The sequence below is a fragment of the Paragemmobacter ruber genome (assembly GCF_009908315.1).
GTDB lineage: Bacteria > Pseudomonadota > Alphaproteobacteria > Rhodobacterales > Rhodobacteraceae > Paragemmobacter > Paragemmobacter ruber.
Window position 1 is genome coordinate 169,953 of record NZ_JAAATW010000004.1, and the last position, 24,654, is coordinate 194,606.

Sequence of the window (24,654 nt, forward strand, 5' to 3'; positions counted from 1 at the left end):
TGCTAGCGGGTCAAGGTCTTGATGCACAGGGGGAAAACCTGTGGCGCCTGTTCAGGAACCGGTGCAGCAGGCCAGTGCAGACAGGCGTGCATACAAATCCGGAGAGAGTGAGGGATTTTTGGGCGGGAAGGGTGCGTTTTTGCGCGGGTCCTTGCCTGTGGCGGTGCCGCTGCGGATAGGGTGGCGATTTGGGTATTTGGGCCAAGATGAAGCGGCAGGGTCCGGGAACGGGGGGGCGTCGCCGGATTGTCTGCATCACAAATCTGCATTTGACCTTGCTCGGAGAGGGGCAGAGAACGGCCGGGCGACCTGCTGAGGGATCCCCGACATGACCACCGCCACAACGAAGACCGCGCCGCTGATCACCCCTGTCCTGATCGCGGGTTGCGTCATCCTGATGCTGGGCTTTGCCATCCGGGCGAGTTTCGGGGTGTTCCAGATCCCCATCGCGGAGGAGTTCGGCTGGGCGCGGGCGGAGTTTTCGCTGGCCATCGCCATCCAGAACCTGGCCTGGGGGATCGGGCAGCCGCTGTTCGGCGCGGTGGCGGAGCGATTCGGGGATCGCAAGGCGATTGTCGCAGGCGCGCTGATGTATGCGGCGGGGCTGGTGCTTTCGGCCTGGGCGATCACGCCCGGGCAGATGCAGCTGCTGGAGATCCTTGTGGGGTTCGGGATCGCGGGGACGGGGTTCGGCGTGGTGCTGGCCATCGTGGGCCGGGCGGCGAGTGCCGAGAACCGGTCGATGGCGCTGGGGATTGCCACGGCGGCGGGGTCGGCGGGGCAGGTGATCGGCGCGCCGGTGGCGGAGTTTCTGCTGCAATCCTATGGCTGGCAGGAGGTGTTCCTGATCTTTGCCGTGGTGATCCTGTCATCGCTGTTCGCGCTGCCCTTCATCCGGTCGCCCAAGGTGGCGACGAAGGCGGAACTGGAAGAGAGCATGGGGGTGGTGCTGAAGCGGGCCTTCAGGGATCCGTCCTATACGCTGATCTTTCTGGGCTTTTTCTCTTGCGGCTATCAGTTGGCCTTCATCACGGCGCATTTTCCGGCCTTCGTGACGGAGCTGTGCGGGCCGATTGACCCCGGTGGCATGATCGCGGGGATGGGGATCACGACGACATCGGCGCTGGGGGCGGTGTCGATTGCGATGATCGGGCTGTTCAACATCGTAGGCACGATCACGGCGGGGTGGTTGGGCAAGCGCTATACGAAGAAGTATCTGCTGGCGGGCATCTATACCGGGCGGACAATCGCGGCGGCGGTGTTCATCCTGCTGCCGATCACGCCGGAATCGGTGCTGGTGTTTTCCGCCGTGATGGGGGCCTTGTGGCTGGCCACCGTGCCGCTGACGAGTGGCCTGGTCGCGCATCTGTACGGGCTGCGCTATATGGGGACGCTTTATGGCGTGGTGTTCCTGAGCCACCAGATCGGGGGGTTCCTTGGCGTGTGGCTGGGGGGGATGATGTATGACCTGACCGGGGGCTATACGCTGGTGTGGTGGATCGGCGTGGGGGTGGGGGCGTTTTCGGCCATCGTCCATCTGCCGGTGCGGGAGACGCGGGGGCCGGTGGCGGCCGCCGCCTAGGTGTGCGGCCTGACCTTTACGCGCGCCCCCTGCCGGGGGTCCGGCAGGCGGAGGCCATGCCAGGCTATTGCGGGAGCGGGGTCACGATCAGGATGTCGAGATCGCGGTCGGGGCTGTAGTTCCGTTTGCGAATTTCGAACGTGGTGGGGCCTGTCTTTTCAACCCCCTCGGCGCAGAGGGAGATGATGTTCTCTTCCGCGCCCTTGTCGAGCGTGAGGCGGAAATCCCCGATGGGGCCTGCCCATGAATTCGCGGTCCGCAGCACATAGGCGAGGGAATAGGCCACCCCCATGCCTTGCGCGGGGGCCAGACGTTTGGCGATGCCGCGCGAGGTGCGATCATCAATGCAGTAGCGGGCGGCGTAGCCGGTGGCCCAGTCTTCCGTCGCCGGGTGCTGCCAGTAGAACAGACCACCCGGTGGGCGGTTTTCATAGTCATGCGCGATGGTGAGCGTCTGGCCTGCCGGGAAGGTCTGGGTCCAGTGATAGCGCAGGATGATGGACCAGAGCGGCCAGGTTTCGGGTGGCATGCCCTGTGCGGGGTCGCCTGCGTAGAACTCTGCCAGACCTTCGGCTTGCAGCGCGGCCCTTGTTTCGGCGGGAAGGGCGTTGAGGGTGTCGGTCAGGGCGGCCACGTCGAGGGTGAGGGGGATGCCGTGGCGGGCGAGGGCTGCGGTCACGTCGCGGCCGGGGGTGTCGTACTGTTCGGCGGGGGGGCGGTCTTCCACCCAAGGCGGTTCGATCACGGCGATGCGGTCGATGGTGACGGGGACGGGCTGGCCATCCACCGTGGCGGTGAAATTCACCAGATTCTCGCGGTCTTCGGGAAGGTTGAAGTCGCTGGTCTGGAGGTATTGGAGCGAGATGGGGGGTAGGGGGAAGATCACCTCGCCCGTGACATCGGCATCGGTGCGGTTGCGGAAGGTGTAGGTCACGCGGATGCGGTCGGGGGAGATGAAGAGGTCTTCGCTCTCCATCGCGATGGCATCGGTCTGGGCGAAGTGGAGGCCGGTGGCGGAGAGGCCGCCGAAGCCGTCATTCGCGAAGACGGCAGCGGGGAAGAGGAGGGCGGCGGCGAAAGCGGCGGCGGGGGCACGGAACATGGGGCAACTCCTGACGATGGGGGAAGGATGCCCCTTGGCGGGGGCGGCTGGCAAGAGTGTGGGGTTGCGGTGTGGGGTTGCGGTCGCCTGGCGGGATTGGCAGGGTGCGCGCGGGGATGGAGGAATTCTCAGAATGATTGCGGGGATTGTGGCGCTGGTGGCGGCCTATGTGCTGAGCCAGTTCTACCGGGCGTTTCTGGCGGTGTTGGCGCCGGAGCTGGGGGCGGAGATCGGCGCGGGGCCGGAGGATCTGGCGGCGGCGTCGGGGGTGTGGTTTCTGGTTTTCGCGCTGGCGCAGGTGCCGGTGGGGGTGGCGCTGGACCGGGTGGGGCCGCGCCTGACAGCGGCGGTGCTGCTTGCCACGGGCGGGGCGGGCGGGGCTGCGGTCTTTGCGCTGGCGCAGGGGCCGGGGGCGGTGACGGTGGCCATGGCGCTGATCGGGGCGGGCTGTGCGCCGGTGCTGATGGCGGCCTATTACATCTTTGCGCGCACCTATGCGGCGGCGGTCTTTGGCACGCTGGCGGGGGTGGTGATCGGCGTGGGGTCGATGGGGAACATCGCAGCCAGCCTGCCGCTTGCGGCGGCGGTGGAGGCGTTCGGCTGGCGGCAGACGCTGTGGGGGCTGGCGGGGGTGACGTTGGCGGTGGCTCTGGCGCTGGGCCTGTTGGTGCGCGATCCGCCCCGGGTGGAGGGGGTGGGGCGCGGGTCGATCTGGGATCTGCTGCGGATGCGGGCGCTGTGGCCGGTGCTGATCATGATGGCCGTCTGCTATGCGCCGGCGGCGGGGCTGCGCGGCCTGTGGGTGGGGCCTTATTTTGCCGATGTGTTCGGGGCCGATGCGGCGGCGATCGGCGTGGCGACGCTTGTCATGGGGGTGGCGATGGTGGCGGGCAACTTTGCCTATGGCCCGCTGGACCGCGTGCTGGGGACGCGGAAATGGCTGATCTTCGGGGGCAACCTTGGGGTTCTGTGCTGTCTGGCCGGGCTGTGGGCCATGCCTGCGGCGGGCGGCTTTGTGACCTTGGGGCTGCTGGCGGCGCTGGGGTTCTTTGGGGCGTCCTTTCCCATGGTGATGGCGCATGGCCGGGCCTTTGTGCCGCCGCATCTGGTGGGGCGGGGGGTGACGCTGCTGAACCTGTTCGGGATCGGGGCGGCGGGACTGGCGCAATGGGGGACGGGGCGCATCCATGCTGCGCTGGGCGGCGGCGCGGCAGAGGCGCCTTATCAGGGGATATTCCTGTTCTTCGGGGTGATGCTGGCGGTGGGGATGGTTGTCTATCTGTTCTCGCAGGATCGCACTGACTGAGCGATTGCGCGGGGGGAGCGGAATCCGCTTTTCCCCCTGCACCGCTTGGGGTATGCGGCGCCGTCCCCGTTGGATGGGGACGCAAAAAGGAGATCCATGATGGGCTACAAGGTCGTAGTCGTCGGTGCCACGGGCAACGTGGGCAAGGAAATGCTGAACATCCTCGCGGAACGCGAGTTTCCGGTCGATGAGATCGCGGCGCTGGCGTCGCGCAAATCGCTGGGGACGGAAGTCAGCTTTGGCGACCGAACTTTGAAGACCCAGGATCTGGACACCTTCGATTTCACGGGCTGGGATATCGCGCTGTTCGCCATCGGGTCGGACGCGACGAAGGTCTATGCGCCCAAGGCGGCGGCATCGGGCTGTGTGGTGATCGACAACTCGTCGCTCTATCGCTACGACCCCGACATTCCGCTGATCGTGCCGGAAGTGAATGCGGATGACGTGGTCCGCTACAAGAACAAGAACATCATCGCGAACCCGAACTGTTCCACCGCGCAGATGGTGGTGGCGCTGAAGCCGTTGCATGACCGCGCGCGGATCAAGCGGGTGGTCGTGGCCACCTATCAATCCGTGTCGGGCACCGGCAAGGAGGCGATGGACGAGCTGTGGAACCAGACCAAGGGCATCTTCGTGCCCGGTCAGGAAGTGGAGCCGAAGGTTTACCCCAAGCAGATCGCCTTCAACGTGATCCCGCATATCGACGTCTTCCTCGATTCCGGCGAGACCAAGGAAGAGTGGAAGATGGTGGCCGAGACGAAGAAGATCCTTGATCCCAAGATCAAGGTGACGGCGACCTGCGTGCGGGTGCCGGTCTTCGTGGGCCATTCGGAAGCGATCAACATCGAGTTCGAGGATTACCTCGACTGGGAAGAGGCGACCGACATCCTGCGCGAGGCGCCCGGTGTGCTGGTGGTGGATAAGCGGGAAGCGGGTGGGTATATCACGCCCATCGAATGTGTGGGCGAATACGCGACCTATGTCAGCCGCATCCGGCAGGACAGCACGATCGAGAACGGGCTGAACCTGTGGTGCGTGTCGGACAACCTGCGCAAGGGCGCGGCGCTGAACGCGGTGCAGATCGCGGAAGTGCTGGGCAACCGCTGCCTGAAGAAGGGCTGAGGCGTCCTGTCGGACCGGTTACGGAAGGCCCCGCTGCGGCGGGGCCTTTGCTTTTGGTGCCGCGATTTGCGCGCGGGTGGGGCGTTCGCGGACGAATCGCCTGTCGCGCCCGCGCGGGAAGGGGGGGCGGGGGTTGGTGCGTCGGCCCCGCCTGACGGCGGCGGTGGCCTGTCGCCTGGGCGGTGGGGGATACATGCCAAGGTATCGCCCGCATCCGACTGGCGCCGGGAATGAGGCCCTTGTGTGATTGAGGGGCGGGCGCTGTATCCGCCATCATGACCCCAGTGAGGACGACAATACCGGGGCTGCCAGATGTTCAAGGTTCTTGTGAAGACCATCCTGCAGGATTGCAACGACACCGCCGTGAAGGGCGGGCCGCTGGCCATCGACAAGGCCGAGTTGCAGGCGCTGTTCCGCGACGATTTCGCCGATCACGCGATGCTGGTGAGGTCGCGCAAGGCGGCGCGGCAGGCGCAGTTGCGGCTGGCGGCCTGAGCGGGGATCACGGGGGCGCGCGGCGGTCAGAACCGTTCGGCGCGCAGGACCTGGGTATCGGTTACGCTGACCACGCCGATATGGCGTTCGACCACGGCGAAGGCCGCGTCGAGCAGGGCATCCAGACGGTCGGGCCGGATCAGGCAGATCACCGCGACCATGCCGGCGCGGCCGACCTGCCCTTCGCGCGACCAGCGCCCTGAGCGGCCCGACCCGCCGAGGACGGGCAGCACGGTGAAGCCGGTGACGCCGGCGCGGGTGAGGGCGTCGGTCAGGCGGTTCTCCATCGGGGCTTCGATGATGATCTCTACGCGCTTGGCCTGATGGGTTTGCATGTCAGCCTCCGGTGAGGGCGGTGGCCACGGCGACATAGGCCGGGATGCCGAGGGTGAGGTTGAAGGGGAAGGTGACCCCGAGCGAGAGGGTCAGGTAGATTGAGGGGTTTGCCTCGGGCAGGGCCACGCGCATGGCGGCGGGAACGGCGATGTAGGAGGCCGAGGCGGCGAGCGTCATTATCAGCGCGGTGCCGCCGGGCGAGAGGCCCAAGGCGAGGGCGGCGGCAAGGCCCGCCGCCGCGCCGATGACGGGCATCAGGATGCCGAAGGCCAAGGTGCCCGCGGTGAGGACGCCGCGCGCCCCGCGCAGGCCGCGCCCGGCGACAAGGCCCATGTCTAGAAGGAAGAGGCAGAGCACGCCCTGAAAGGGCGAGACGATGAAGCTTTCGATTCGTGCCATGCCGTCGGCCCCGGTGATGAAGCCGATGAAGAAGGACCCGATCAGGAGGACGATGGAGCCGTTGAGCAGGATCTCGCGCCACAGTTCGGCATCCATGCCTTCGCTGCGCCCGCCCGCGCGGGTGACGATGAAGAGGGCGGAGATGATGGCGGGCGCCTCCATCGCGGCGGCGACGGCGACCATGTAGCCTTCGGCGGCGATCCCCTGCGATTGCAGGACGGAGGTGGCGGTGACGAAGGTGACGATGGAGATGGAGCCGTAATGCGCGGCGACGGCGGCGGCATCGGTGACCGACAGGCGGGTGAGGGTTTTCAAGAGCGCGAAGGCCGCGAAGGGCAGGGCGAAGGAGAGGATCACCCCGGCGGCGAGCGCGGCGATCAGGTTGCCGTCCAGCCCGTGATCGGCGACGGAGGCGCCGCCTTTGAAGCCGATGGCGAAGAGAAGGTAGATCGACAGCGCCTTGGCGGCGGCCTCCGGCACCGTGAGTTCCGACCGGGCCAGCGCGGCGGCGAGGCCCAGCGCGAAGCACAGGATCATGGGCGTCAGCAGGTTCGCGCCTGCCAGCGTCAGGATGTCTTGCATGGATCGCCCCCGCTTGGTTGGCGCGCACTATAGGCCGCTTCACGGCGCTGTGAAGATGCTGCGATGCGGAAAGGCCGGGCGCGCGGTGCGGAGCGTGGCGCGGGGGGGCATGGGTATTTGGGCCAAGATGAAGCGGCGGGATGCCGGAACAGGACCCGCGCGATCAGACCGGGACGAAGGCCGCGCGGATGGGATCGTATTGTTCGAGGGCGCCTTCGCCGGTGTCGTTCCACAGGCCGTGCAGGGTGAGGCGGTCATCTTCGACTGCCGTGCGGACGAAGGGGAAGGTCATCAGGTTTTCGAGGCTGACGAGGACGGCTTCCTTTTCCAGCGCGCGCAAGGGATCGGCGGGCTGGGTGAGGGTGACGCGATCATAGCCGGGGCGCAGGATATCCATCCAGCGGCCGACGAAGGAGGATTTTTCGTCCAGTTCCGGGGCCTTGCCCGAGCACATGTCATGGCAGCCCTTGACCCCGCCGCAGTTGGAATGGCCCAGCACCACGATATGGGCCACGCCGAGCGAGGTGACGGCATATTCCACCGCCGCCGAGGTGCCGTGATATTCGCCGTCCGGGTTGTAGGGCGGGACAAGGTTGGCGACGTTGCGATGGATGAAGAATTCGCCTTCATCCGCGCCGAAGATCGATGTGACGTGAACGCGGCTGTCGCAGCAGGAGATGACCATCGCGCGCGGGTGCTGGCCGCTTTGGGCGAGGCGGCGGAACCAGGCCTTGTTGTCCTGATAGCTGGTGGCGCGCCAGCCGTGGAAGCGGCTGATCAGATAGGCGGGAAGGGGCCTGGCGAGGTGCATGGGGCGTCCCTTTGCAGTGATACCGGGGGTCTTGGTAGGACGAAGTATAAGAAAATTCGAGTGTTTTCTTTGAGCCGCGACAACCTTTTGTTCAGTGGCATGAAACATGCTGTCGGTCGGGTGAGTGCGCATTTGGGGGAAGGCATGGCGGGCAGGGTGGTGACCTTGCATCCGCGCGAGCGGGTGGATGAGGATGAGGGGGCGATCGTCGCCATCCTTGATCGGCTGGGGCCGGATCCCGGGGCGAAGCTGGTGACGCGGGCAGTGGGTGAATTGGCGCTGGCGGTGACGGTGATGTGCGCGCAGGTGGAGCGCTGCGAGTTGGAGACATTGCCGCGCGCGCTGAAGCGCGTGCAGGCCATGGCGGCGGGCGTGGGCATGGTGAGCCTTGCGCATGTGGCCGAGGATGCGCGGGCGGTGCTGATCCGCGGGGATGCCACGGCCTTTGCGGCGGTCTGGGCGCGGCTGGTGCGGGTGGCGGAGCAGTCGCTGGTGCGCTGAGGCCGTCTGCCCTTGCGGGCGGGGCGGGGGGTTCATAGGGTTCGGGCGAGAAGATCTGCCCGGGAACCCAAGCCATGACTGATGCGAGCCTGCCCTACCTGACCCCCCGTTTTGCACATGCCGATGCGCCGTCGTTGCCCCTGTATGTGGTGGCATCGGACGCGCTGGCCGATCTGGCCGGGCAGATCGGGCCGGAAGCGGCGGCATGGCTGACGGTGACGGGGTTCAAGGGTGATCTGGGCGAGGTGCGCCTGCTGCCCGGGGCGGGGGGGGCGCTGGTGGGGGCGGTGGCCGGGTTTGGCACGCCCAAGGCGCGGCGGAGGCTGCGGTTCGGGCTGGTGAAGGCGGTGGCGGCCCTGCCTGCGGGGGCGTGGCGGATCGAGGGTGGCCTGTCGCGCGCCGAGCGGGCCGAGGTGGCGCTGGGCTGGCTGCTGACGCAGTATCGCTTTGGCCGGTATCGCAGTGCGAAGGAGGGCGGTCTGGCCTTGCTGGCCTGTCCCGATGGGGTGGACGCCGCGCGGATGATCGCGATGGCGCGGGGCGAGTTCCTGACGCGCGATCTGATCAACACGCCGGCGCAGGACATGGGGCCGGGCGAGCTTGAGGCGGCTTTTGCCGACTTGGGCGGGCGGTTCGGTGCGGCGGTGACTGTGGTGCGGGGCGATGACCTGTTGGCGCAGGGATTTCCCATGGTGCACGCGGTGGGGCGGGCGAGCCCGCGCGCGCCGCGGATCATGGAGATGCGCTGGGGGTCTGCGGGGCCTGCGCTGACGCTGGTGGGCAAGGGGGTGTGCTTTGATACGGGCGGGCTGAACCTGAAGCCGTCCTCGGGCATGAACCTGATGAAGAAGGACATGGGCGGCGCGGCCACGGTGATGGGGCTGGCGCAGATGATCATGGAGCTGGGCTTGGCCGTGCGTCTGCGCGTGATCGTGCCGGCGGTGGAGAATGTGGTGGCGGGCAATGCGCTGAAGCCGAAGGACATTCTGACCAGCCGCAAGGGATTGACGGTGGAGGTGAATGACACCGATGCGGAGGGGCGGCTGATCCTTGGCGATGCGCTGGCCTGGGCGGGGGAGGAGCCTTGCGACCTGCTGGTGTCGATGGCGACGCTGACGGGGGCGGCGCGGGTGGCGGTGGGGCCGGATCTGGCGCCCTATTACTGCGATGATGCGGGGATCGTGGCAGCGCTGGAGGCGGGGGCGGTGGCGGGTTGCGATCCGGTGTGGCGGCTGCCGTTCCATGACGCCTACGAGGCGGTGATCGAGCCGGGGATTGCGGATCTGGACAACGCGCCGGGCTTTGGCTTTGCCGGGTCGATCACGGCGGCGCTGTTCCTGCGGCGGTTCGCGGACCATCCGCGCTATGCGCATTTCGACATCTACGGCCACACGCCCAGCGATGCGCCGGGGCGGCCCAAGGGGGCGGTGGGGCAGGGGGCGCGGGCCTTGCTGCATGCTCTGCCTGCGATGCTGGGGCTGTGATGGATCGGCGGCTGACGGCGTTCTCGGGCCGCGTGGCGCTGGAGTCGCTGCGGGGGCAGGTGGTGGCGGAGGCCTTCGTTCCTGGTGTGGCGGGGGCGGTGGCGGTGCCGCTGGCGGATCTGTGTGACCGGCCGGGGGGCGCGCGCGATCGGCAGGTGATGCAGGGCGATGCGCTTCTGGTGGTGGACCGGCAGGATGGCGCGGTGTTCGTGCGGATGGAGAAGGACGGCTATTGCGGGTGGCTGGCGGAGGCCGAGGTGGGGCCTGCGGTGGCGGCCACGCATTGGGTGGCCTCTGCCGGCACGCATATCTACCCCGCGCCGCGGGTGCAGGCGCGCGCGCAGGGGGTGCTGCCGCATGGGGCGCGGTTGGCCGTTCTGGAGGCAGATGCGAAATGGGCGCGGGTGGAGGGCGGGTTTGTTCCCGCCCCGCATCTGCGGGCGGTGGGGGATTGGTTTGCCGATCCGGTGGGCGTGGCCGAGATGTTTCTGGGCACGCCCTATCTGTGGGGCGGGAACAGCCGCGAGGGGATCGACTGTTCGGGGCTGGTGCAGGCGGCATGGCTGGCATGCGGGCGGGCCTGTCCGGGGGATAGCGATCTGCAGCAGGAATTGGGCGCGGCGCTGCCCGAGGGGGCGGCGCTGCGGCGGGGCGATCTGATCTTCTGGAAGGGGCATGTGGCGCTGGTGGTGGATGGGGCGCGGCTGATCCATGCCAATGGTCACAGCATGGATGTGCGGCATGAGGAGATTGCCGCCGCCATCGCCCGCATCGCGGCGCAGGGGGGTGGGCCGGTGACGGCACGGCGGCGGGTGTGACGGGTGGGGGGCTGGCGGGGGCGTGTTTGTTGGGGGCGTGTTTGTTGGGGGCGTGTTTGACGGGCAAAGGCGGGGCGGTCTATGGTCGCCGCCTGCTTGGGGATGCGCGAGATGAATGACGACAGCCACGGGATCCGGCGCGGGCGCAAGTTCGATCAGGTGCTGGCGGGCGCGCGTGAAGTGTTTCTGCGCGACGGGTTCGAAGGCGCCTCGGTCGATGACATCGCCCGCGTGGCGGGGGTGAGCAAGGCCACGCTCTACAACTATTTCCCCGACAAGCGGCTGTTGTTCATGGAGGTGGCGCGGGCCGAATGTCGCCGTGCGGCGGATGAGGCGGAGGCGCTGATCGACGATGCCGCCCCGGTGGCCGAGGTGCTGCGGCTGGCGGGAGAGCGGATCGTGGCCTTCGCGCAATCGGATCTGGGCCAGCGGATGCATCGCCTCTGCGTGGCGGAAAGCGACCGCTTTCCGGCGCTGGGGCAGGTCTTTTACGAAAGCGGGCCGCAATTGGTGCGGGAGCGGCTGGCGGTCTATCTGGCCAAGGCGGTGGCGCGGGGCGAGGTGCGGATTGACGATTTGAACCTTGCCGCCGACCAGTTCGCGCAACTGTGCAAGGCCGATCTGCATGATCGGGCGGTGTTTGGCATAGATCCGGCCCGAGCGCCGCGCGAGGTGGCGCGGGTGGTGGAGGGGGCCGTGGCCATGTTCATGGCGCGCTACGGGGTGTGAGGGGCGCGGTCAGCGCAGGAGCCGAACCTTGGCATCCGGACCTTTGGGATCACAGGCGAAGTGTTGTGGGCGTGCCATGAGCCAGGCGCGCCATGTCCTTTCCGGCGTGTCGGTGATGCGGATGCCCTGACGGTGGAGCAGGGGGTTGAGCGCCGCGATGGCGATGCCGTCCGCGCCACCGTTTGCCTTGATCGCGGTGCGGACCTTTTCGAGCAACGGAGGTGGGTCCTGTGCAATCGGCAGGGGTGTTGGTGCGTTCGGGGCGGGCCGGACCGAAACCTGACTGGCTGAGGAAGTGGCGGCCATCCCTGACTTGATCTGGGTGGCCTGCAACCCCATGCGGTGCAGATGCCGGATGAGGGGTTCGAAATCGCGGTCATTCGATGCGATCAGGAAAGAGCCCGCAAGCCCGCGATAGGCGATGTCGAGGGCGGCGATGGTGAGCGTGATATCGGTGCTGTTCTTGCCGGGGCGGCCCTTGCAATGGGTGACGTCGAGCCCGGTTTCGGCGGCCCAATCGGGCCGGGCGGAGAGGTCGCAGAACAGCTGGGTCGAGGCGATCTGACCCAGACGCGCGGCCGTGGCTGCGATGGTCTGGCGGAAGGAGGGGGGGGATGTGGTCGCCGTCGATGAACACCGCCACGCGGGGCGTCGGTTGCACGGGTATGGGGGTGGCGGCGGTCATGGAAAATGCCTTGGGCGCGAAGAACCAAGGGGACGCTGCCGCGTGATTGGGGCGCAAGTTGGGCCGGGGTGGGGAAGGGCGATTTTCCTGCGAAAAATCGGGATTGTTCGGGGAACAATCCTGGGCGGGGTGGGGGCCGGGGTGGGGGGACGGGTCAGCCGTTTTCGCGCAGGATGTGACCGGCGAGGTAGAGCGAGCCGCAGATGAGGATGCGGGCCTGCGGGTTGGTCGCGGCGATGGTGGTGACGGCTTCGGCCACGGAGGGGGCGGTGGTGGCGTCGATGCCCGCGCTGCGGGCGGCGTCGCGCGTCGCCTCGGCCGGGAGGGTGTTCTTTTCGCCGGGGATGGAGACGGCGTGGAGGCGCGTGACATGGGGGGCGAGGGGGCGCATGTAGCCCGTCACGTCCTTGGTGTTGAGCATCCCGCAGATGAGATGCGTGTCGCGGGCGGGCATGCGGGCGAGGGTGGCGGCGACGGCCTCGCCGCCTGCGGGGTTGTGGCCGCCGTCGAGCCAGAGCTCGGCCTTGGGGGCGGCGTCGATCAGCGGGCCGCGGCGCAGGCGCTGCATCCGGGCGGGCCATTCGGCGCGGGTGACGGCGGCCTGACAGGCGGCCTCGTCATGGCCCAGGAACCGCAGCGCGGTGATCGCGGCGCCGGCGTTCTGGATCTGATGGGGCCCCGGCAGATTGGGCAGCGGCAGGTCGAGAAGGCCGGTCTCGTCCTGATAGATGAGCCTTCCGCGTTCTTCCCACACCTGCCAGTGCTGGCCATGGGCGAGGATGGGGGCGCCGAGGCGGGCGGCGGTGGTTTCGATCACCGCCATCCCGTCGGGGTGTTGGGGGCCGACGATGACGGGGATGCCGCGCTTGATGATGCCTGCCTTTTCCGAGGCGATCTTGGGCAGCGTGTCGCCAAGGAAGGATTCGTGATCCATCGAGACGGGGGTGATGATGGACAGGCGGGGGGTGATGACGTTGGTGGCGTCGAGCCTGCCGCCGAGGCCCACCTCAAGCAGCGTCCAGTCGGCGGGAGTGCGGGCGAAGGCCAGGAAAGCGGCGCAGGTGGTGATCTCGAAGAAGGTGATTTCGTCCGGGCCGTTCTTGGCGACACATTCATCGAGCAGGGCGGCGAGGGCGGGTTCTTCGATCAACGCCCCGGCGAGGCGGATGCGTTCGTGGAAGCGGGCGAGGTGGGGGGAGGTATAGGCGTGGACGCGTTTCCCCGCCGCTTCCAGCCCGGCGCGGATCATGGCCTGCGTGCTGCCCTTGCCATTGGTGCCTGCGATGTGGATCGCGGGGGGGATGGCGCGTTCGGGGTTGCCCAGAAGGCCCAGCAGGCGGTGGACGCGGTCCAGCGTCAGGTCGATGACCTTGGGGTGCAGGGTCATCATCCGGTCGAGGATCGCGTCGGAGGGGAGCGGGGTCACGTCAGGCTTCGGCGGGTTGCGCGGTGAGTTCGCCCTTGATCGCCGGGGGCTGGTTGGTGAGCATTCGGAGGATCGTCACCAGTTCCTCGCGCAGGGCCTTGCGATGGGTGACGCGGTCGAGCATGCCGTGGTCGAGCAGGTATTCTGCGCGCTGGAAGCCTTCGGGCAGTTTTTCGCGGATCGTCTGTTCGATGACGCGGGGGCCGGCGAAGCAGATGAGCGCGTTGGGTTCGGCGATCTGGACATCGCCCAGCATGGCGTAGGAGGCGGTGACGCCGCCCGTCGTGGGGTGGGTGAGGACGACGATATAGGGAAGGTTCGCCTCGCGCAGCATCTGCACGGCCACGGTGGTGCGGGGCATCTGCATGAGCGAGAGGATGCCTTCCTGCATGCGCGCGCCACCCGCGGCGGAGAAGAGGACGAGGGGGCGTTTGAGTTTCACCGCGCGTTCGGCGGCGGCGAGGATGGCGTTGCCCACATAGATGCCCATGGAGCCCGCCATGAAGGAGAAATCCTGCGCGGCGGCGACGATGGGCGTCTTGGCGATTTCGCCTTCGGCCACCAGCATCGCCTCTTTCTCTCCGGTCGCCTTTTGCGCGGCCTTCAGGCGTTCGGGGTATTTCTTCTGATCGCGGAAATGCAGGGGATCGGTGACGGGTTCGGGGACCTTCACCTCGGTGAAGATGCCGCCGTCGAAGAGCGCGGCGAAGCGGTCGCGCGGGCTGATGGCCATGTGATGGTCGCAGGAGGTGCAGACGTTCAGGTTGGCCGACAGTTCGCGGTGGAAGAGCATGGTCCCGCATTCGGGGCATTTCGTCCAAAGATTTTCAGGCACTTCCCGGCGGGAGAAGAGCGAGTTGATCTTGGGGCGGACGTAGTTGGAGATCCAGTTCATGCGGGCGTGGCCTTTGCGGGTCGCGTCGGTTGGGTGAGAGATATGCCGGGGGGGTGGGAAATGCAATCGGGCAGGGCGGCGATGGGCGGGATGCACCCGGCCCCCGGCGTGGCGCGGAGGGGTGGCGGGTGATTTGGGTATTTGGGCCAAGATGAAGGGGGGTGGGGCCTGCGGAGGATCAGGTGGTGGGAATGGAATAGAGGATGAAGGGGGTGCGGGGGGCGTAGCTGTCATAGAGCGCGCGGGCGGTGGCGTTGTCTTCGGCGGTGAGCCAGCGGACATTTGGCAGGCCGCGCGCGCGGGCGAAGGCGAGGACATGGTCGATCAGTGCGCGGCCCGTGCCTTGGCCCCGCGCGGCGGGGGTGGTGAAGAGGTCGGACAGGTAGCAGACCATGGAGCCGCCGAGGGAGCGGTGCATCAGTTGGTATTGCACGAAGCCGAGCGGTTGGCCTGTCTCATCGAGGGCGAGGTCGCACCAGAACGGGTTGGCGGGATCGTGGATCCAGCCCCAGACGGTATCGGCCGTCTGGGGGGTGAGGGCGGTGTTGTAGAAGTTGGCATAGCCTTCGAACAGGGGTTGCCAGAGGGCGCGGTCGGCAGGTGTGGCGGGGCGGATCGTGGGCATGGGCATCAGACCGTGAAGCTGTGCGCGGGAAGGCGCATCAGGAGGTTTGCATCGGGGCTGATGTCGGACCAGACGTCCATCAGGCTGGCATGGCCCACGCCGAAGAAGTTGCCGGAGGTGGCGAGCAGGTCGGTGATGATCTGGAAATGGATGTGCGGGGCCCAGCCGCCGTTTTCGGGCCAGTCGCCCAGATGCGCGATGATCTGGCCTGCGGCGACGGTGGCGGTGGGATGGAGGCTGGGCAGGGTTGCGGCGAGGTGGCCGTAGAGGGTGAAGAAGCGGGTGCCGTCCAGATCATGTTCGAGGATCAGGGTATGGCCGTAATCCAGCGGATCGGCATTGTAGGTGAGGTGCGCCACGCGGCCGGGCAGGGGGGCGTGGACCGGCGTTCCGGCGGGGGCGAAGACGTCGATGCCGAGGTGGATGGTGCGCCGTTCGGAGCTTGCCGCATCGGCGAATTGCGGCGTGGCGTAGACGGTGCGGTTCTCGCCATAGAGGCCGAAGCCGTAGCGGATGCCCCTTGCCTGATGCCGGGCGAACCACGCATCGAAGGCGGCGTCTGAGAAGGCGGGCATGTCGGGCCGTGCGCCGGTGGTGGGCAGGGCCATGCCGGGGGCGGTGGCGGGATCGGGCAGGAACAGTGGATGGACGGGCAGCGTGGCCAGCGCCGCGCGCAGGCGGGTGGCGCCCGGCACGGCTTCGCCCTGTGTCACCTTGCGCGCGATGGCGGCGAGGAGGCCCGCATCCACCTGTGCCAGCCGGGCGCGGGTGGCGGGATCGGTGGCGGCGATCAGGGCCGCGATGTCTGGCGCGGCGGACAGGCCGGTGCAGGCCTGCCGCAGCGCTGTGTAGAGGTCAGCGCAGCCGTTCAGCCGCGCGGCGAGGGGGGTGAGATCGGTCATGTGCGGCCAAGGTTCCTTTTCCCGGCCAGAAAAGCGGTTTGTCGGAAGCGATGCAATGGGGGCGCTGGGGGGGCGCTGGGGCGAGAGGTCGGGGCCGAAGAGGCCATGTCCCGCCGGTGGTGCGCCCCGCGCGGGGTGGGGGCGGTGGACGCTGCGCGGCGGGGGCGGTATGCAGCGCTGACGGTGCAGGAAGGGACGCGCGGGGATGGGTGTGAAGGGTTTTTGGTTTCTGGGTGTTGCGGCCCTTGCAGGATGCGTGGCGGCGACGGACGGGGGGATCCGGTCTGTCACGCTGCTGGATGGGGCAGTGGTGGCGGCGGCGCCTGCGGGCTATTGCATCGCGCCGGGCGCCGGGCAGCGGCAGGCCGACAGCGCGGTGGTGATCATGGGGCGGTGTTCCGCGACGGGCACGGCGGTGCCTGCGCTGGTGACGCTGACCGTCGGGCAGGCCGGATCGGCCGGGGCGATGGCCGGGGGCGGGGCGGCGCTGGCGGGTTACTTCACCTCGCCCGCCGGGCGGGCGGCGTTGAGCCGTTCGGGCCGGGCGGGGGATGTGGAGGTGGTGTCGGCCTCGGACGCGGGGGGGGCGTTTCTGTTGCGGGTGCGCGACCGCGTGGCAGGGGAGTACTGGCGCGGGATCGCGGGGTTGCGCGGACGTCTGGTGACGGTGACCGCAGCGGGGCCGGAGGGGCAGGCGCTGGATCCGGCGCAGGGGCGGGCGTTGGTGGAGGCGGCGCTGGCGGCGCTGCGGCGGGCCAATGCACAGGGTGCAACATAAGGCGACGCACGGGGCGCAGCGGCAGGCGGCGCTAACCAGACCGCGACCGGGGGCTGAACACTTCGCTTCTTAGGTGAAAAGGCGGTGGCGCGGGGCAGCCTTTCCGGCAATAGATAGGAAGGTGCCTTGGGCGGTGTTTCGGGACTGGGAATGGTGGGGAAGATCGAGGGCGTTCTGGACCGGCTGCTGCAGAAGCGGGCCTTGCGGCGCTGGGAAGAGATTGCAGAGGCGGCGGCGACGGTAGATCCCGACACGTTGCGGGGCTGGCGCAGCCGGGCGCGGGCGATGCGGCGGCAGTTGGACCGGGTGATCCATCAGGCGGAACACCGGCTGGCGCTGCCGGTGATCGGGTCGAACGCCATGCGCAAGCCCTTGGGCACAGACTGGGCGTGGCGGCCCGATCTGTGGCGCGGGCCGATGCCGGTGCCCGGAGAGGCATCGGTGCCCAACCGGATGCCGTTCTGCGAGGGTGCCACCGTCTTTCATGACTGCCGGGTGAGCGAGCTGACCGTGCGGCAGATCCGCAACGAGCGGGAAAGCGACGTGGCGCCGTTCGGCTTTCGCATGGATGTGTTCCGGTTTGACGGATCGTTCCTGTCACTGGTGATCGACCTGCCGGAGGAGGCGGCGCGGGGGTTGAAGCTGCGCCATCTGATCCGGCTGGATGTGATCGTGGAGTTGGAAAAGCCCCTTGAGATCTTTGCCCGGCTGAACGTGAAGCATGGGCCGAATACGGAACAGATCGTTCTGGAACTGCCGCTGGGCGCGCAGGAGGTGATGGTGGAGTTCGACCTGACCTATTCCAAGATCAATGAAAAGCGGATCGAAAAGCTGTGGATCGACCTGATCTTCGAGGGGCCGGAGATGAACCAGATCATCCTGCGCGACGTGACGGTGAGCCGCAGGCCGCGGGCCGAGATGTGAGGGGTGGGACGATGGACGGGGTGAAGCTGACGAAGACGCGCATCCGGGCCGGGGTGTGGGAGGGCGTGCTGTCGGGGACCGAGCGTGCGGCGCTGGAGGTGCGGCATCTGGAGGCAGAGGTGACGGGCGTGACCGTGGCGCAGATCCCGGACCGGCCCGGCGAATGGGCGGTGCGGGTGCCGATCCCGGTGGCCGCGCTGAGCGAGGGGGTGCAGACCTTCCTGATCCGGCAGCGCGACACGGGCGAGACGCTGGCGCATTTCACCGTGATCACCGGGGTGCCGATGGAGGATGACCTGCGCGCGGAGGTGGATCTGCTGCGCGCGGAGTTGGACATGCTGAAGCGGGCCTTCCGGCGGCATTGCGTCGAGACGCTGGGATAGAGGCGCGCGGGGTGGGGAGGGTGCAGGGGGCGTTCCGCCCCCTCGTCGCTGCGCGCCTCACCCCCTGAGGATATTTTGGCAACGGGGAATGGGCAGGTTGGTGGCCTGCGGGCTTTCCGCGCATGACGTTGCGTTGCCCGTGACAGGGGGCGGCGGGTGCGGCAGTGTCGCGGGCCGGAGGATCCTGCCATGACCGAATATCCCACCCTGCTGTCGCCGCTTGATCTGGGGCATGTGGTTCTGCCGAACCGCGTGCTCATGGGGTCGATGCATACGGGGCTGGAGGAGCGGGGGGATTGGAACCGGGTGGCCGAGTTCTATGCTGCGCGGGCGCGGGGCGGTGTGGCGCTGATGGTGACGGGGGGGATGGCGCCGAACCCGGAGGGCGGCGTGTTTCCCGGCGCGGCGGGGCTGTATACGGGGCAGGACATCGCCAACCACCGGGTGGTGACGGACCGGGTGCATGATGCGGGCGGGCGGATCGCGATGCAGATCCTGCATGCGGGGCGCTATGCCTATGGCAAGGATTGCGTGGCGCCGAGCGCGATCCGTTCGCCGATTTCGCCCTTTGCCCCGCGCGAGCTGGATGCGGCGGGGATCGAGAAGCAGATTGCTGATATCGTGACAGCGGCGGTGCGGGCGCGCGAGGCGGGCTATGACGGCGTGGAGGTGATGGGGAGCGAGGGGTATTTCCTGAACCAGTTCCTTGTCGCCCATACCAACCGCCGCACGGATGACTGGGGTGGCACCTATGAGAACCGGATGCGCCTGCCGGTGGAGGTGGTGCGCCGGGTGCGGGCGGCTGTGGGGGCGGATTTCATCGTCGTCTACCGCATCAGCCTGATTGATCTGGTTCCCGATGGCAGCACATGGGATGAGGTGGTGCTGCTGGCGCGCGCGGTGGAGGCAGCGGGGGCGAGCCTTCTGAACACGGGCATCGGCTGGCACGAGGCGCGGGTGCCGACGATCGCCACGAGCGTGCCGCGGGCGGCATTCGCGCATCTGACCGGGCGGCTGCGGGGGGAGGTGGGGATCCCCGTAATCACCTCGAACCGGATCAACGCGCCGGATGTGGCGGAGCGCGTGCTGGCCGAGGGGATGGCCGACATGGTGAGCATGGCGCGGCCCTTTCTGGCGGATGCCGATTTCGTGGCGAAGGCCGCGGCGGGGCGGGCCGAGGAGATCGCGCCCTGCATCGCCTGCAATCAGGCCTGTCTAGACCACACGTTCAGCGGCAAGCTGACGAGTTGCCTTGTGAACCCGCGCGCCTGCCATGAGGTGGAGCTGACTTATGACCCCGTGGCTGTGCCCAAGTCGGTGGCCGTGGTGGGCGCGGGGCCTGCGGGCCTGATGGCGGCGGCGGTGGCGGCGGAGCGGGGGCATCGGGTGGTGCTGTTCGATCGGGCGGACCGGATCGGGGGGCAGCTCAATCTGGCGAAGATGGTGCCGGGGAAGGAAGAGTTTCACGGGCTGGTGCGCTGGTTCGCGGCACGGATCGCGCGGGCGGATGTGGACCTGCGGCTGGGGACATCGGTCGGGGTGGATGACCTGCGCGGCTTTGACGAGGTGATCGTGGCGACCGGCGTGACGCCGCGCGATCCGGCCATTCCGGGGCAGGCGGCGGCGCTGGGCTATATCGACGTCTTGAACGGGACGCCGGTGGGCAAGCGGGTGGCCATCGTGGGGGCGGGTGGCATCGGGTTCGATGTGGCGGAGTTTCTGGTGCATCGCGGGATGAGCCCGACGCTGGATGCGGCGCTGTGGCGTCGCGAATGGGGGGTGGGCGATCCGGCCGAGGTGCGCGGGGGGCTGGTGGAGCCTGCGCCGGAGGCGCCGGCGCGCGAGGTGTGGCTGTTGCAGCGCAAGGCGGAAAAGCCTGGGCGGGGTTTGGGCAAGACCACAGGCTGGATCCACCGCGCGGCGCTGGCGGCAAAAGGCGTGAAGATGATCGGCGGGGTGAGCTATGAGCGCATCCTGCCTGAGGGGTTGGTGGTGCGGCGCGACGGGGGGGAGGAGTTGATTCCGGCCGATACCGTGGTGCTCTGCGCGGGGCAGGTGCCGGCGCGGGGGCTGGCGGATGCGCTGGCGGCAGCGGGGATCGCGGCCCATGTGATCGGGGGGGCGGATGTGGCCGCTGAACTGGATGCAAAACGCGCCATTGACCAGGGCGCGCGGCTGGCGGCGCGGCTGTAGCGGCGGGGTGCCGGTCGGCGGGCGTTTCCCTGCCTTCAACGATCCCAAGGAAAACCCCGGATCGGCCCCGCCTGCGCCCCGATCCTGCCTGAATTCGCGGTCAATCCTCGGTGTTACGACCTCATAGCTTGCCAGAGGGTAACAATGGACCGACTGACGGAAATGGAAGCCTTTGCCATGGTTGTAGACCAGGGCGGCTTCACCGATGCGGCCAAGAAGATGGGAATTTCGAAGTCGGCGGTGTCAAAACATGTCTCGGCTCTGGAGGCGCGGTTGGGGGCCCGCCTGTTGAACCGGACGACCCGCCGCGTTTCGCCCACCGAGATTGGCCTTGCCTATTACGACCGGGCCCGCCGCGTGCTGAATGATGCAGGCGAGGCGGATGCGCTGGTCACATCCATGCAGTCGGCCCCGTCGGGCCTGTTGCGTATCAGTGTTGCCACCGATTTCGGGGTGAACCTTCTGTCGCCGATCCTTGGGGATTTCCTGCTGGAATACCCCGATATCACGGTGAACATGGTGCTGAACAACCGCTATGTGGAGTTGATCAGCGAAGGGTTCGACATGGCGATCCGGGTGGGGGAGCTGGAGGATTCCAGCTTGCGCGCCCGCAAGCTGACCGAGACGACGAAGCGGATGATCGCGTCGCCGTCGTATTTCCAGAAGTTCGGGCGGCCGCTGAAGATCGACGATCTGAACGAGCACAAGCTGTTGCATTATTCGAATCAGGCCAATGGCAATGTGTGGAAGATCACCGCGCCGTCGGGCGAGAAGCGGCAGGTTCGGTCTGTTGGCTGGTTGACGGTGAATGACGGGCAGTCGTTGCTGAATGCAGCGATCTCGGGCCTTGGCATCGCCTATCTGCCGAGCTTCCTGTATGCCGACGCGATGCGGCAGGGGCTGGTGGAAGAGGCCATTCCCGGCCTGCCGACCGAGGTGCTGGGGATCTATGCCGTCTATCCGCCGGGGCGGTTCACGCAGCCCAAGGTGCGGGCCTTCATTGATTTTCTGGCACGGCAGTTGATCGACAAGGGACCGGACAACTGGTGATTTTCGCCGGTCCCCGGTGACGGGGATCGCGCGCCTCCTGGGGGAGGTCAGAGGGTCGGGGTCGTGATGACCTCGACCCTTCGGTTTTGGGCGCGGCCTTCGGCGGTGTCGTTCGTGGCGATGGGCGCGGCGGGGCCAGCGCCGCGGGTGGTGATGCGGGCCGGGTCGATGCCGAAGCGGGCGATGAGCGCGCTGCGCGCGGCCTCGGCCCGGGCGAGGGAGAGGGCGGTGTTGGCCTGCGCGTTGCCGGAGGCGTCGGTGTGGCCGACGAGTTCGATCTGCGCGGCGGGATTGGCGGCGAGCCATGCCGCCAGACTGGCCAGCGACGGATAGTCACCCGGCGCCAGTTCGGCCCGGCCTGAGGGGAAGACCAGATCGGACAGCGTGGCGGGTTGCCCGGCGGCCAGTGCGGCGGTGAGCGCGTCCTGTTGCGGCAGGGCTGCGGGTTCAGCGGTGGGTGGCACCGATGGCAGGCCGGGCGCGAGGGCGGATTTCGATGACAGGGTCATGTCGGGGGTGGCGACGGGTTCGGCGCCGATCCGCGTCATCTGGACAAAACCGGTATCGGCGGAGCGGCTGATGATCAGGGTGACCCAGTCGCTGCTGCCCGCGCCATCGCGCCGGGCGGCGAGGAAGCGGAAATCGCCAAGGTCCACGTGCATCTGCGGTTCCGGCAGGATGTCGGTGCCGTAGCGGAAGTCGAACCCGCCGCAGGCGGCGGTGGCACATTCGAAGACCGTGGTGAATCCCTGATCGGCAAGCTGGGCGCGCAGGGGTTGCAGGATCTGGAGCGTCGTCTGATCGGCGGCGGGGATTTTCCACGCCGACTGGGAGAAGTTGCCTTCGGCCGTCGTCGTGGGGATGGTGCCTGCCTGCCAAGGGCCGGTCGGCACGTTGTAGGAGGTCAGCGCCTCATGCCGTTCGCCCGACGGGCTGGCCGTTGTGGGCAGGCGCAGATCAAGCGCCAGCGCGGGCGTGGCCAGTGTGAGGACGGCGAGGAGGGCAGCGGTCATGGCCGGAGAACGGCGGTGCCGGTGCGGGACGTGCGGGCGCGTGGCGATCACTGCTCAGCCTTCTGCGGGGGCCTGTTTGCGATAGTGATACTGTCCCACAACCTGCATGTTCAGGGAAGCGTAGAGCGCGCGGGCGGCGGCGTTCCGCTCAGTCACCAGAAGGGTGAGCGTATGCGCCCCGTGATCGCGTGCCCAGAGGGCGGCGGCACGCAATATGTTGTGGGCGCAGCCTTTTCTGCGCTGGTCGGGGGCCACCTCGAGCGCGTGAAGCATTGCAATGTTTTCGTGGATCGCCGTGAAGGCGATGCCGGCGGCGCGGTCGCCGCTGCGCCCCAGGATGGCGGTCTTTGCGCCTTGGGCGCGATCCATCACGGCCTGCCGGGCCGGGCCGATGCCGCCCTGATCCCAGAGCTGGCGCGCGACGGCGAGGGGGGGCCAGTGCGGGAAGGTGGTGAGGAAGGGCGGCGCGGTCGCGGCCAGATCGGCCACCGGGGCGGCGTAGGCGACGACGGGATCATGATGCTGATAGCCGCGGTCGGCCAGCGCGCGATCCAGCGCCGCATCGCCGGGGTAGAGCACGAAGAGCGGCGGCTGGCCCAGGGCGCGCATCGCGGCTTCGGCGGCGGGGATGTCATCCACCGTCCAGTCGCCCGCGGCAGAAGCGGCCGAGACGCGCTGCCCGCCGCCCCGGCCTTCGCGGATCAGCCAAGGCCCCTGCGGCAGGGTGCGGGCGGGGGGCCATGTCGCCTCGGTCACCTGCGCGAGCAGGTCGGGGGTCATTCGGGTGGGCGTCATCCAAACAGGGCCGCGAGCCGGGTCATCGCCGCGTCGATGCGCGCGGGATCGGTGCCGCGGATCACGAGGTTCGTGCCATGGGCGCCGTTTACGTTGAAGGGATAGCTGCCCATCGACAAATCGGGGAAATCGGCGGCAAGGGCGCCGAAATCGGCGGCGATCTCGCCTTCGCCCCGGTTGACGCGGAGCGATTGCGACAGAAGCGGCGCGCCGCCAGTGAGGGTGGGGATGAGGCCGGCGAGCATGGCTTCGAAGATCGAGGGGACGCCCGCCATGACATGGACATTGCCAAGGCTGAAGCCGGGGGCGGTGCTGATCGGGTTGTCGATCAGCACCGCGCCATCGGGGATGCGGGCCATGCGCTGGCGCGCGTCGTTGAAGGGCTGGCCGGCGCGGTCATAATGCGCCTGCAGGAGCGCCATGGCATCGGCGCGGTGGGTGATGGCCACGCCGAAGGCGGCGGCGATGGCATCGGCGGTGATGTCGTCATGGGTGGGGCCGATGCCACCGCTGGTGAAGAGGTGATCGTGCCGGGCGCGCAGGGTGTTGACGGCATCCACGATTGCCGCGTGATCATCGGCCACCACGCGCGCCTCCATCAGGCGGATGCCGTGATCCGTCAGCCGCTTGGCCAGATGGTGCATGTTCGAATCGCGGGTGCGGCCCGACAGGATTTCATCGCCGATCACCAGCATGGCGGCGGTAGGATTGGGCATGGCGCTACTCCGTTCGTCTTGGCTGCGAAGGGTATAGGTCGCGGGGCGGGGGTTTCAAAGGGGCTGCGATGGGCGCGGGTCTGGCCTTTGGGGAAGGCATTGACTATCTAGGCGCTGTTGCAATGGGAAATCGGCCAGTGGACGAGACGCGCGGGCGCATCACGAAGGACGGGATTCGCATCCATGAGGATGCGGATTTTGCGGGCATGGCAGCCGCGGGGCGCGTGGCGGCAGAGATCCTGGATATGGTGGGGCCGCTGGTCGTGCCGGGGGCGACGACGGGCGATATCGACGCCTTCATCACCGAAGAGGTGGCGCGGCGGGGCGTGACCTCGGCCACCATCGGCTACAAGGGCTATCGCCATGCGTCCTGCATCAGTGTGAACCATGTGGTCTGTCACGGGATCCCGGGGGCCAAGATCCCGGGGCGCAGCAGCGATGTGCTGCAGGCGCAGGATATCCTGAATGTGGATGTCACGGTGATCGTGGATGGCTGGTTCGGGGATTCGAGCCGGATGTATGTGGCGGGGACAGCAAAGCCCTTTGCGCAGCGCCTGATCAACGTGACGCATGAGGCCCTGATGCGTGGCATCGCGGCGGTGAAGCCGGGCAATACGTTCGGCGATATCGGCCATGCGATCCAGAGCTATGTCGAAGCCCAGCGGATGAGCGTGGTGCGCGATTTCTGCGGCCACGGTCTGGGCCGCGTGTTCCATTCGCCGCCCAATGTGCTGCATTACGGCCGACCTGGCAGCGGGCCGGTGCTGGAGGAAGGCATGTTCTTCACCATCGAGCCGATGGTGAATCTGGGGCGGCCAGAGACGAAGGTGCTGGCCGATGACTGGACCGCGATCACGCGGGACAAGTCGCTGAGCGCTCAGTTCGAACATTCCGTGGGGGTGACGGCGACGGGGTGCCAGATCTTCACCGCCTCGCCCGCGGGGCTTTTTCATCCGACGCAGTAGGGCAGTTTGTGACGCACAAACTGCGCCGGAATTTGAC

General features: G+C 68.0%; 26 protein-coding genes and 1 pseudogene. 14 read left to right on the forward strand and 13 right to left on the reverse strand.

Going from position 1 to position 24,654, the window contains the following annotated elements; all coding sequences use genetic code 11:
* The first annotated feature begins 328 nt into the window (after window positions 1-328).
* The gene (locus GU920_RS16825) at window positions 329-1,582 is read left to right on the forward strand and encodes an MFS transporter (RefSeq protein WP_161768280.1); all 1,254 of its coding nucleotides are present in this window, start codon (window positions 329-331) and stop codon (window positions 1,580-1,582) included.
* Window positions 1,583-1,646: 64 nt separating this feature from the next.
* Here GU920_RS16825 and GU920_RS16830 read toward each other — a convergent pair whose 3' ends face one another.
* The gene (locus GU920_RS16830) at window positions 1,647-2,684 is read right to left on the reverse strand and encodes a DUF4424 family protein (protein WP_161768281.1); all 1,038 of its coding nucleotides are present in this window, start codon (window positions 2,682-2,684) and stop codon (window positions 1,647-1,649) included.
* Window positions 2,685-2,817: 133 nt separating this feature from the next.
* On the opposite strand from GU920_RS16830, the gene GU920_RS16835 reads away from it, so the two are divergent.
* The 3 genes from GU920_RS16835 (at window position 2,818) to GU920_RS16845 (ending at window position 5,607) form a co-directional block, all read left to right on the forward strand.
* Window positions 2,818-3,990, forward strand: a complete 1,173-nt coding sequence (locus GU920_RS16835) for an MFS transporter (RefSeq protein WP_161768282.1) — start codon at window positions 2,818-2,820, stop codon at window positions 3,988-3,990.
* A gap of 99 nt (window positions 3,991-4,089) precedes the next feature.
* Entirely contained in the window at window positions 4,090-5,112 is a 1,023-nt protein-coding gene (locus tag GU920_RS16840; protein ID WP_161768406.1) for an aspartate-semialdehyde dehydrogenase, read from the forward strand.
* Between the two features lie 312 nt (window positions 5,113-5,424).
* Window positions 5,425-5,607 (forward strand): hypothetical protein, encoded by a 183-nt coding sequence (locus GU920_RS16845; protein WP_161768283.1) that lies wholly within the window; start codon window positions 5,425-5,427, stop codon window positions 5,605-5,607.
* A gap of 26 nt (window positions 5,608-5,633) precedes the next feature.
* Here GU920_RS16845 and GU920_RS16850 read toward each other — a convergent pair whose 3' ends face one another.
* The 3 genes from GU920_RS16850 to GU920_RS16860 form a co-directional block, all read right to left on the reverse strand.
* Window positions 5,634-5,942: a DUF3240 family protein gene (locus tag GU920_RS16850; RefSeq protein WP_161768284.1), complete on the reverse strand. Its 309-nt coding sequence runs from the start codon at window positions 5,940-5,942 to the stop codon at window positions 5,634-5,636.
* A 1-nt stretch (window position 5,943) separates the two neighbouring features.
* Window positions 5,944-6,924, reverse strand: coding sequence for a sodium-dependent bicarbonate transport family permease (locus GU920_RS16855; protein ID WP_161768285.1), 981 nt, complete (start codon window positions 6,922-6,924; stop codon window positions 5,944-5,946).
* A gap of 163 nt (window positions 6,925-7,087) precedes the next feature.
* Window positions 7,088-7,735: a carbonic anhydrase gene (locus GU920_RS16860; protein ID WP_161768286.1), complete on the reverse strand. Its 648-nt coding sequence runs from the start codon at window positions 7,733-7,735 to the stop codon at window positions 7,088-7,090.
* A gap of 99 nt (window positions 7,736-7,834) precedes the next feature.
* On the opposite strand from GU920_RS16860, the gene GU920_RS16865 reads away from it, so the two are divergent.
* From GU920_RS16865 to GU920_RS16880, 4 genes are all read left to right on the forward strand, one after another.
* Entirely contained in the window at window positions 7,835-8,236 is a 402-nt protein-coding gene (locus GU920_RS16865; RefSeq protein ID WP_161768287.1) for a hypothetical protein, read from the forward strand.
* Between the two features lie 74 nt (window positions 8,237-8,310).
* Window positions 8,311-9,720, forward strand: a complete 1,410-nt coding sequence (locus GU920_RS16870) for a leucyl aminopeptidase family protein (RefSeq protein ID WP_161768288.1) — start codon at window positions 8,311-8,313, stop codon at window positions 9,718-9,720.
* Window positions 9,720-10,538, forward strand: a complete 819-nt coding sequence (locus GU920_RS16875) for a C40 family peptidase (RefSeq protein ID WP_161768289.1) — start codon at window positions 9,720-9,722, stop codon at window positions 10,536-10,538. Before GU920_RS16870 ends, GU920_RS16875 begins: the two co-directional genes overlap by 1 nt.
* Window positions 10,539-10,619: 81 nt before the next feature.
* The gene (locus tag GU920_RS16880; RefSeq protein WP_235933363.1) at window positions 10,620-11,267 is read left to right on the forward strand and encodes a TetR/AcrR family transcriptional regulator; all 648 of its coding nucleotides are present in this window, start codon (window positions 10,620-10,622) and stop codon (window positions 11,265-11,267) included.
* Between the two features lie 9 nt (window positions 11,268-11,276).
* Here GU920_RS16880 and GU920_RS19595 read toward each other — a convergent pair whose 3' ends face one another.
* The 6 genes and pseudogenes from GU920_RS19595 to GU920_RS16905 form a co-directional block, all read right to left on the reverse strand.
* Window positions 11,277-11,606, reverse strand: a complete 330-nt coding sequence (locus GU920_RS19595; protein WP_235933364.1) for a hypothetical protein — start codon at window positions 11,604-11,606, stop codon at window positions 11,277-11,279.
* Between the two features lie 15 nt (window positions 11,607-11,621).
* Window positions 11,622-11,858, reverse strand: a pseudogene (locus tag GU920_RS19885) (NYN domain-containing protein); the annotation flags it as partial.
* Window positions 11,859-12,106: 248 nt separating this feature from the next.
* Window positions 12,107-13,342 carry a bifunctional folylpolyglutamate synthase/dihydrofolate synthase gene (locus GU920_RS16890; protein ID WP_161768409.1) on the reverse strand — a complete coding sequence of 412 codons (1,236 nt, stop codon included), beginning with the start codon at window positions 13,340-13,342 and terminating at the stop codon, window positions 12,107-12,109.
* A 37-nt stretch (window positions 13,343-13,379) separates the two neighbouring features.
* Window positions 13,380-14,273, reverse strand: coding sequence for an acetyl-CoA carboxylase, carboxyltransferase subunit beta (gene accD / locus GU920_RS16895; RefSeq protein WP_161768290.1), 894 nt, complete (start codon window positions 14,271-14,273; stop codon window positions 13,380-13,382).
* A gap of 178 nt (window positions 14,274-14,451) precedes the next feature.
* Entirely contained in the window at window positions 14,452-14,904 is a 453-nt protein-coding gene (locus tag GU920_RS16900; RefSeq protein ID WP_201744205.1) for a GNAT family N-acetyltransferase, read from the reverse strand.
* Complete coding sequence (locus GU920_RS16905; protein WP_161768291.1) at window positions 14,904-15,800, reverse strand: peptidoglycan DD-metalloendopeptidase family protein; 897 nt, start codon at window positions 15,798-15,800, stop codon at window positions 14,904-14,906. The genes GU920_RS16900 and GU920_RS16905 overlap by 1 nt, the downstream gene beginning before the upstream one ends.
* Window positions 15,801-16,056: 256 nt before the next feature.
* Between GU920_RS16905 and GU920_RS16910 the strand changes: the two genes are divergently transcribed.
* From GU920_RS16910 to GU920_RS16930, 5 genes are all read left to right on the forward strand, one after another.
* Window positions 16,057-16,578, forward strand: a complete 522-nt coding sequence (locus tag GU920_RS16910; RefSeq protein ID WP_161768292.1) for a cation transport ATPase — start codon at window positions 16,057-16,059, stop codon at window positions 16,576-16,578.
* A 150-nt stretch (window positions 16,579-16,728) separates the two neighbouring features.
* On the forward strand, window positions 16,729-17,502 hold the full coding sequence (locus GU920_RS16915) for a DUF6478 family protein (protein ID WP_161768293.1): 774 nt from the start codon (window positions 16,729-16,731) through the stop codon (window positions 17,500-17,502).
* A gap of 11 nt (window positions 17,503-17,513) precedes the next feature.
* On the forward strand, window positions 17,514-17,885 hold the full coding sequence (locus GU920_RS16920) for a hypothetical protein (protein WP_161768294.1): 372 nt from the start codon (window positions 17,514-17,516) through the stop codon (window positions 17,883-17,885).
* Between the two features lie 189 nt (window positions 17,886-18,074).
* Window positions 18,075-20,078, forward strand: a complete 2,004-nt coding sequence (locus tag GU920_RS16925) for an NADPH-dependent 2,4-dienoyl-CoA reductase (RefSeq protein ID WP_161768295.1) — start codon at window positions 18,075-18,077, stop codon at window positions 20,076-20,078.
* A gap of 144 nt (window positions 20,079-20,222) precedes the next feature.
* Window positions 20,223-21,128 (forward strand): LysR family transcriptional regulator, encoded by a 906-nt coding sequence (locus GU920_RS16930; RefSeq protein ID WP_161768296.1) that lies wholly within the window; start codon window positions 20,223-20,225, stop codon window positions 21,126-21,128.
* A gap of 47 nt (window positions 21,129-21,175) precedes the next feature.
* On the opposite strand, the gene GU920_RS16935 is transcribed toward GU920_RS16930, so the two are convergent.
* Genes GU920_RS16935 through GU920_RS16945 form a run of 3 tightly spaced genes read right to left on the reverse strand, consistent with a single transcriptional unit; the run spans window position 21,176 to window position 23,652 of the window.
* On the reverse strand, window positions 21,176-22,141 hold the full coding sequence (locus tag GU920_RS16935; RefSeq protein WP_161768297.1) for an OmpA family protein: 966 nt from the start codon (window positions 22,139-22,141) through the stop codon (window positions 21,176-21,178).
* A 54-nt stretch (window positions 22,142-22,195) separates the two neighbouring features.
* Entirely contained in the window at window positions 22,196-22,921 is a 726-nt protein-coding gene (locus tag GU920_RS16940; protein ID WP_161768298.1) for a GNAT family N-acetyltransferase, read from the reverse strand.
* A gap of 11 nt (window positions 22,922-22,932) precedes the next feature.
* Window positions 22,933-23,652, reverse strand: a complete 720-nt coding sequence (locus GU920_RS16945; RefSeq protein WP_161768299.1) for a competence/damage-inducible protein A — start codon at window positions 23,650-23,652, stop codon at window positions 22,933-22,935.
* Between the two features lie 122 nt (window positions 23,653-23,774).
* On the opposite strand from GU920_RS16945, the gene map reads away from it, so the two are divergent.
* Entirely contained in the window at window positions 23,775-24,617 is an 843-nt protein-coding gene (gene map / locus GU920_RS16950; RefSeq protein WP_201744206.1) for a type I methionyl aminopeptidase, read from the forward strand.
* Window positions 24,618-24,654: the final 37 nt, after the last annotated feature.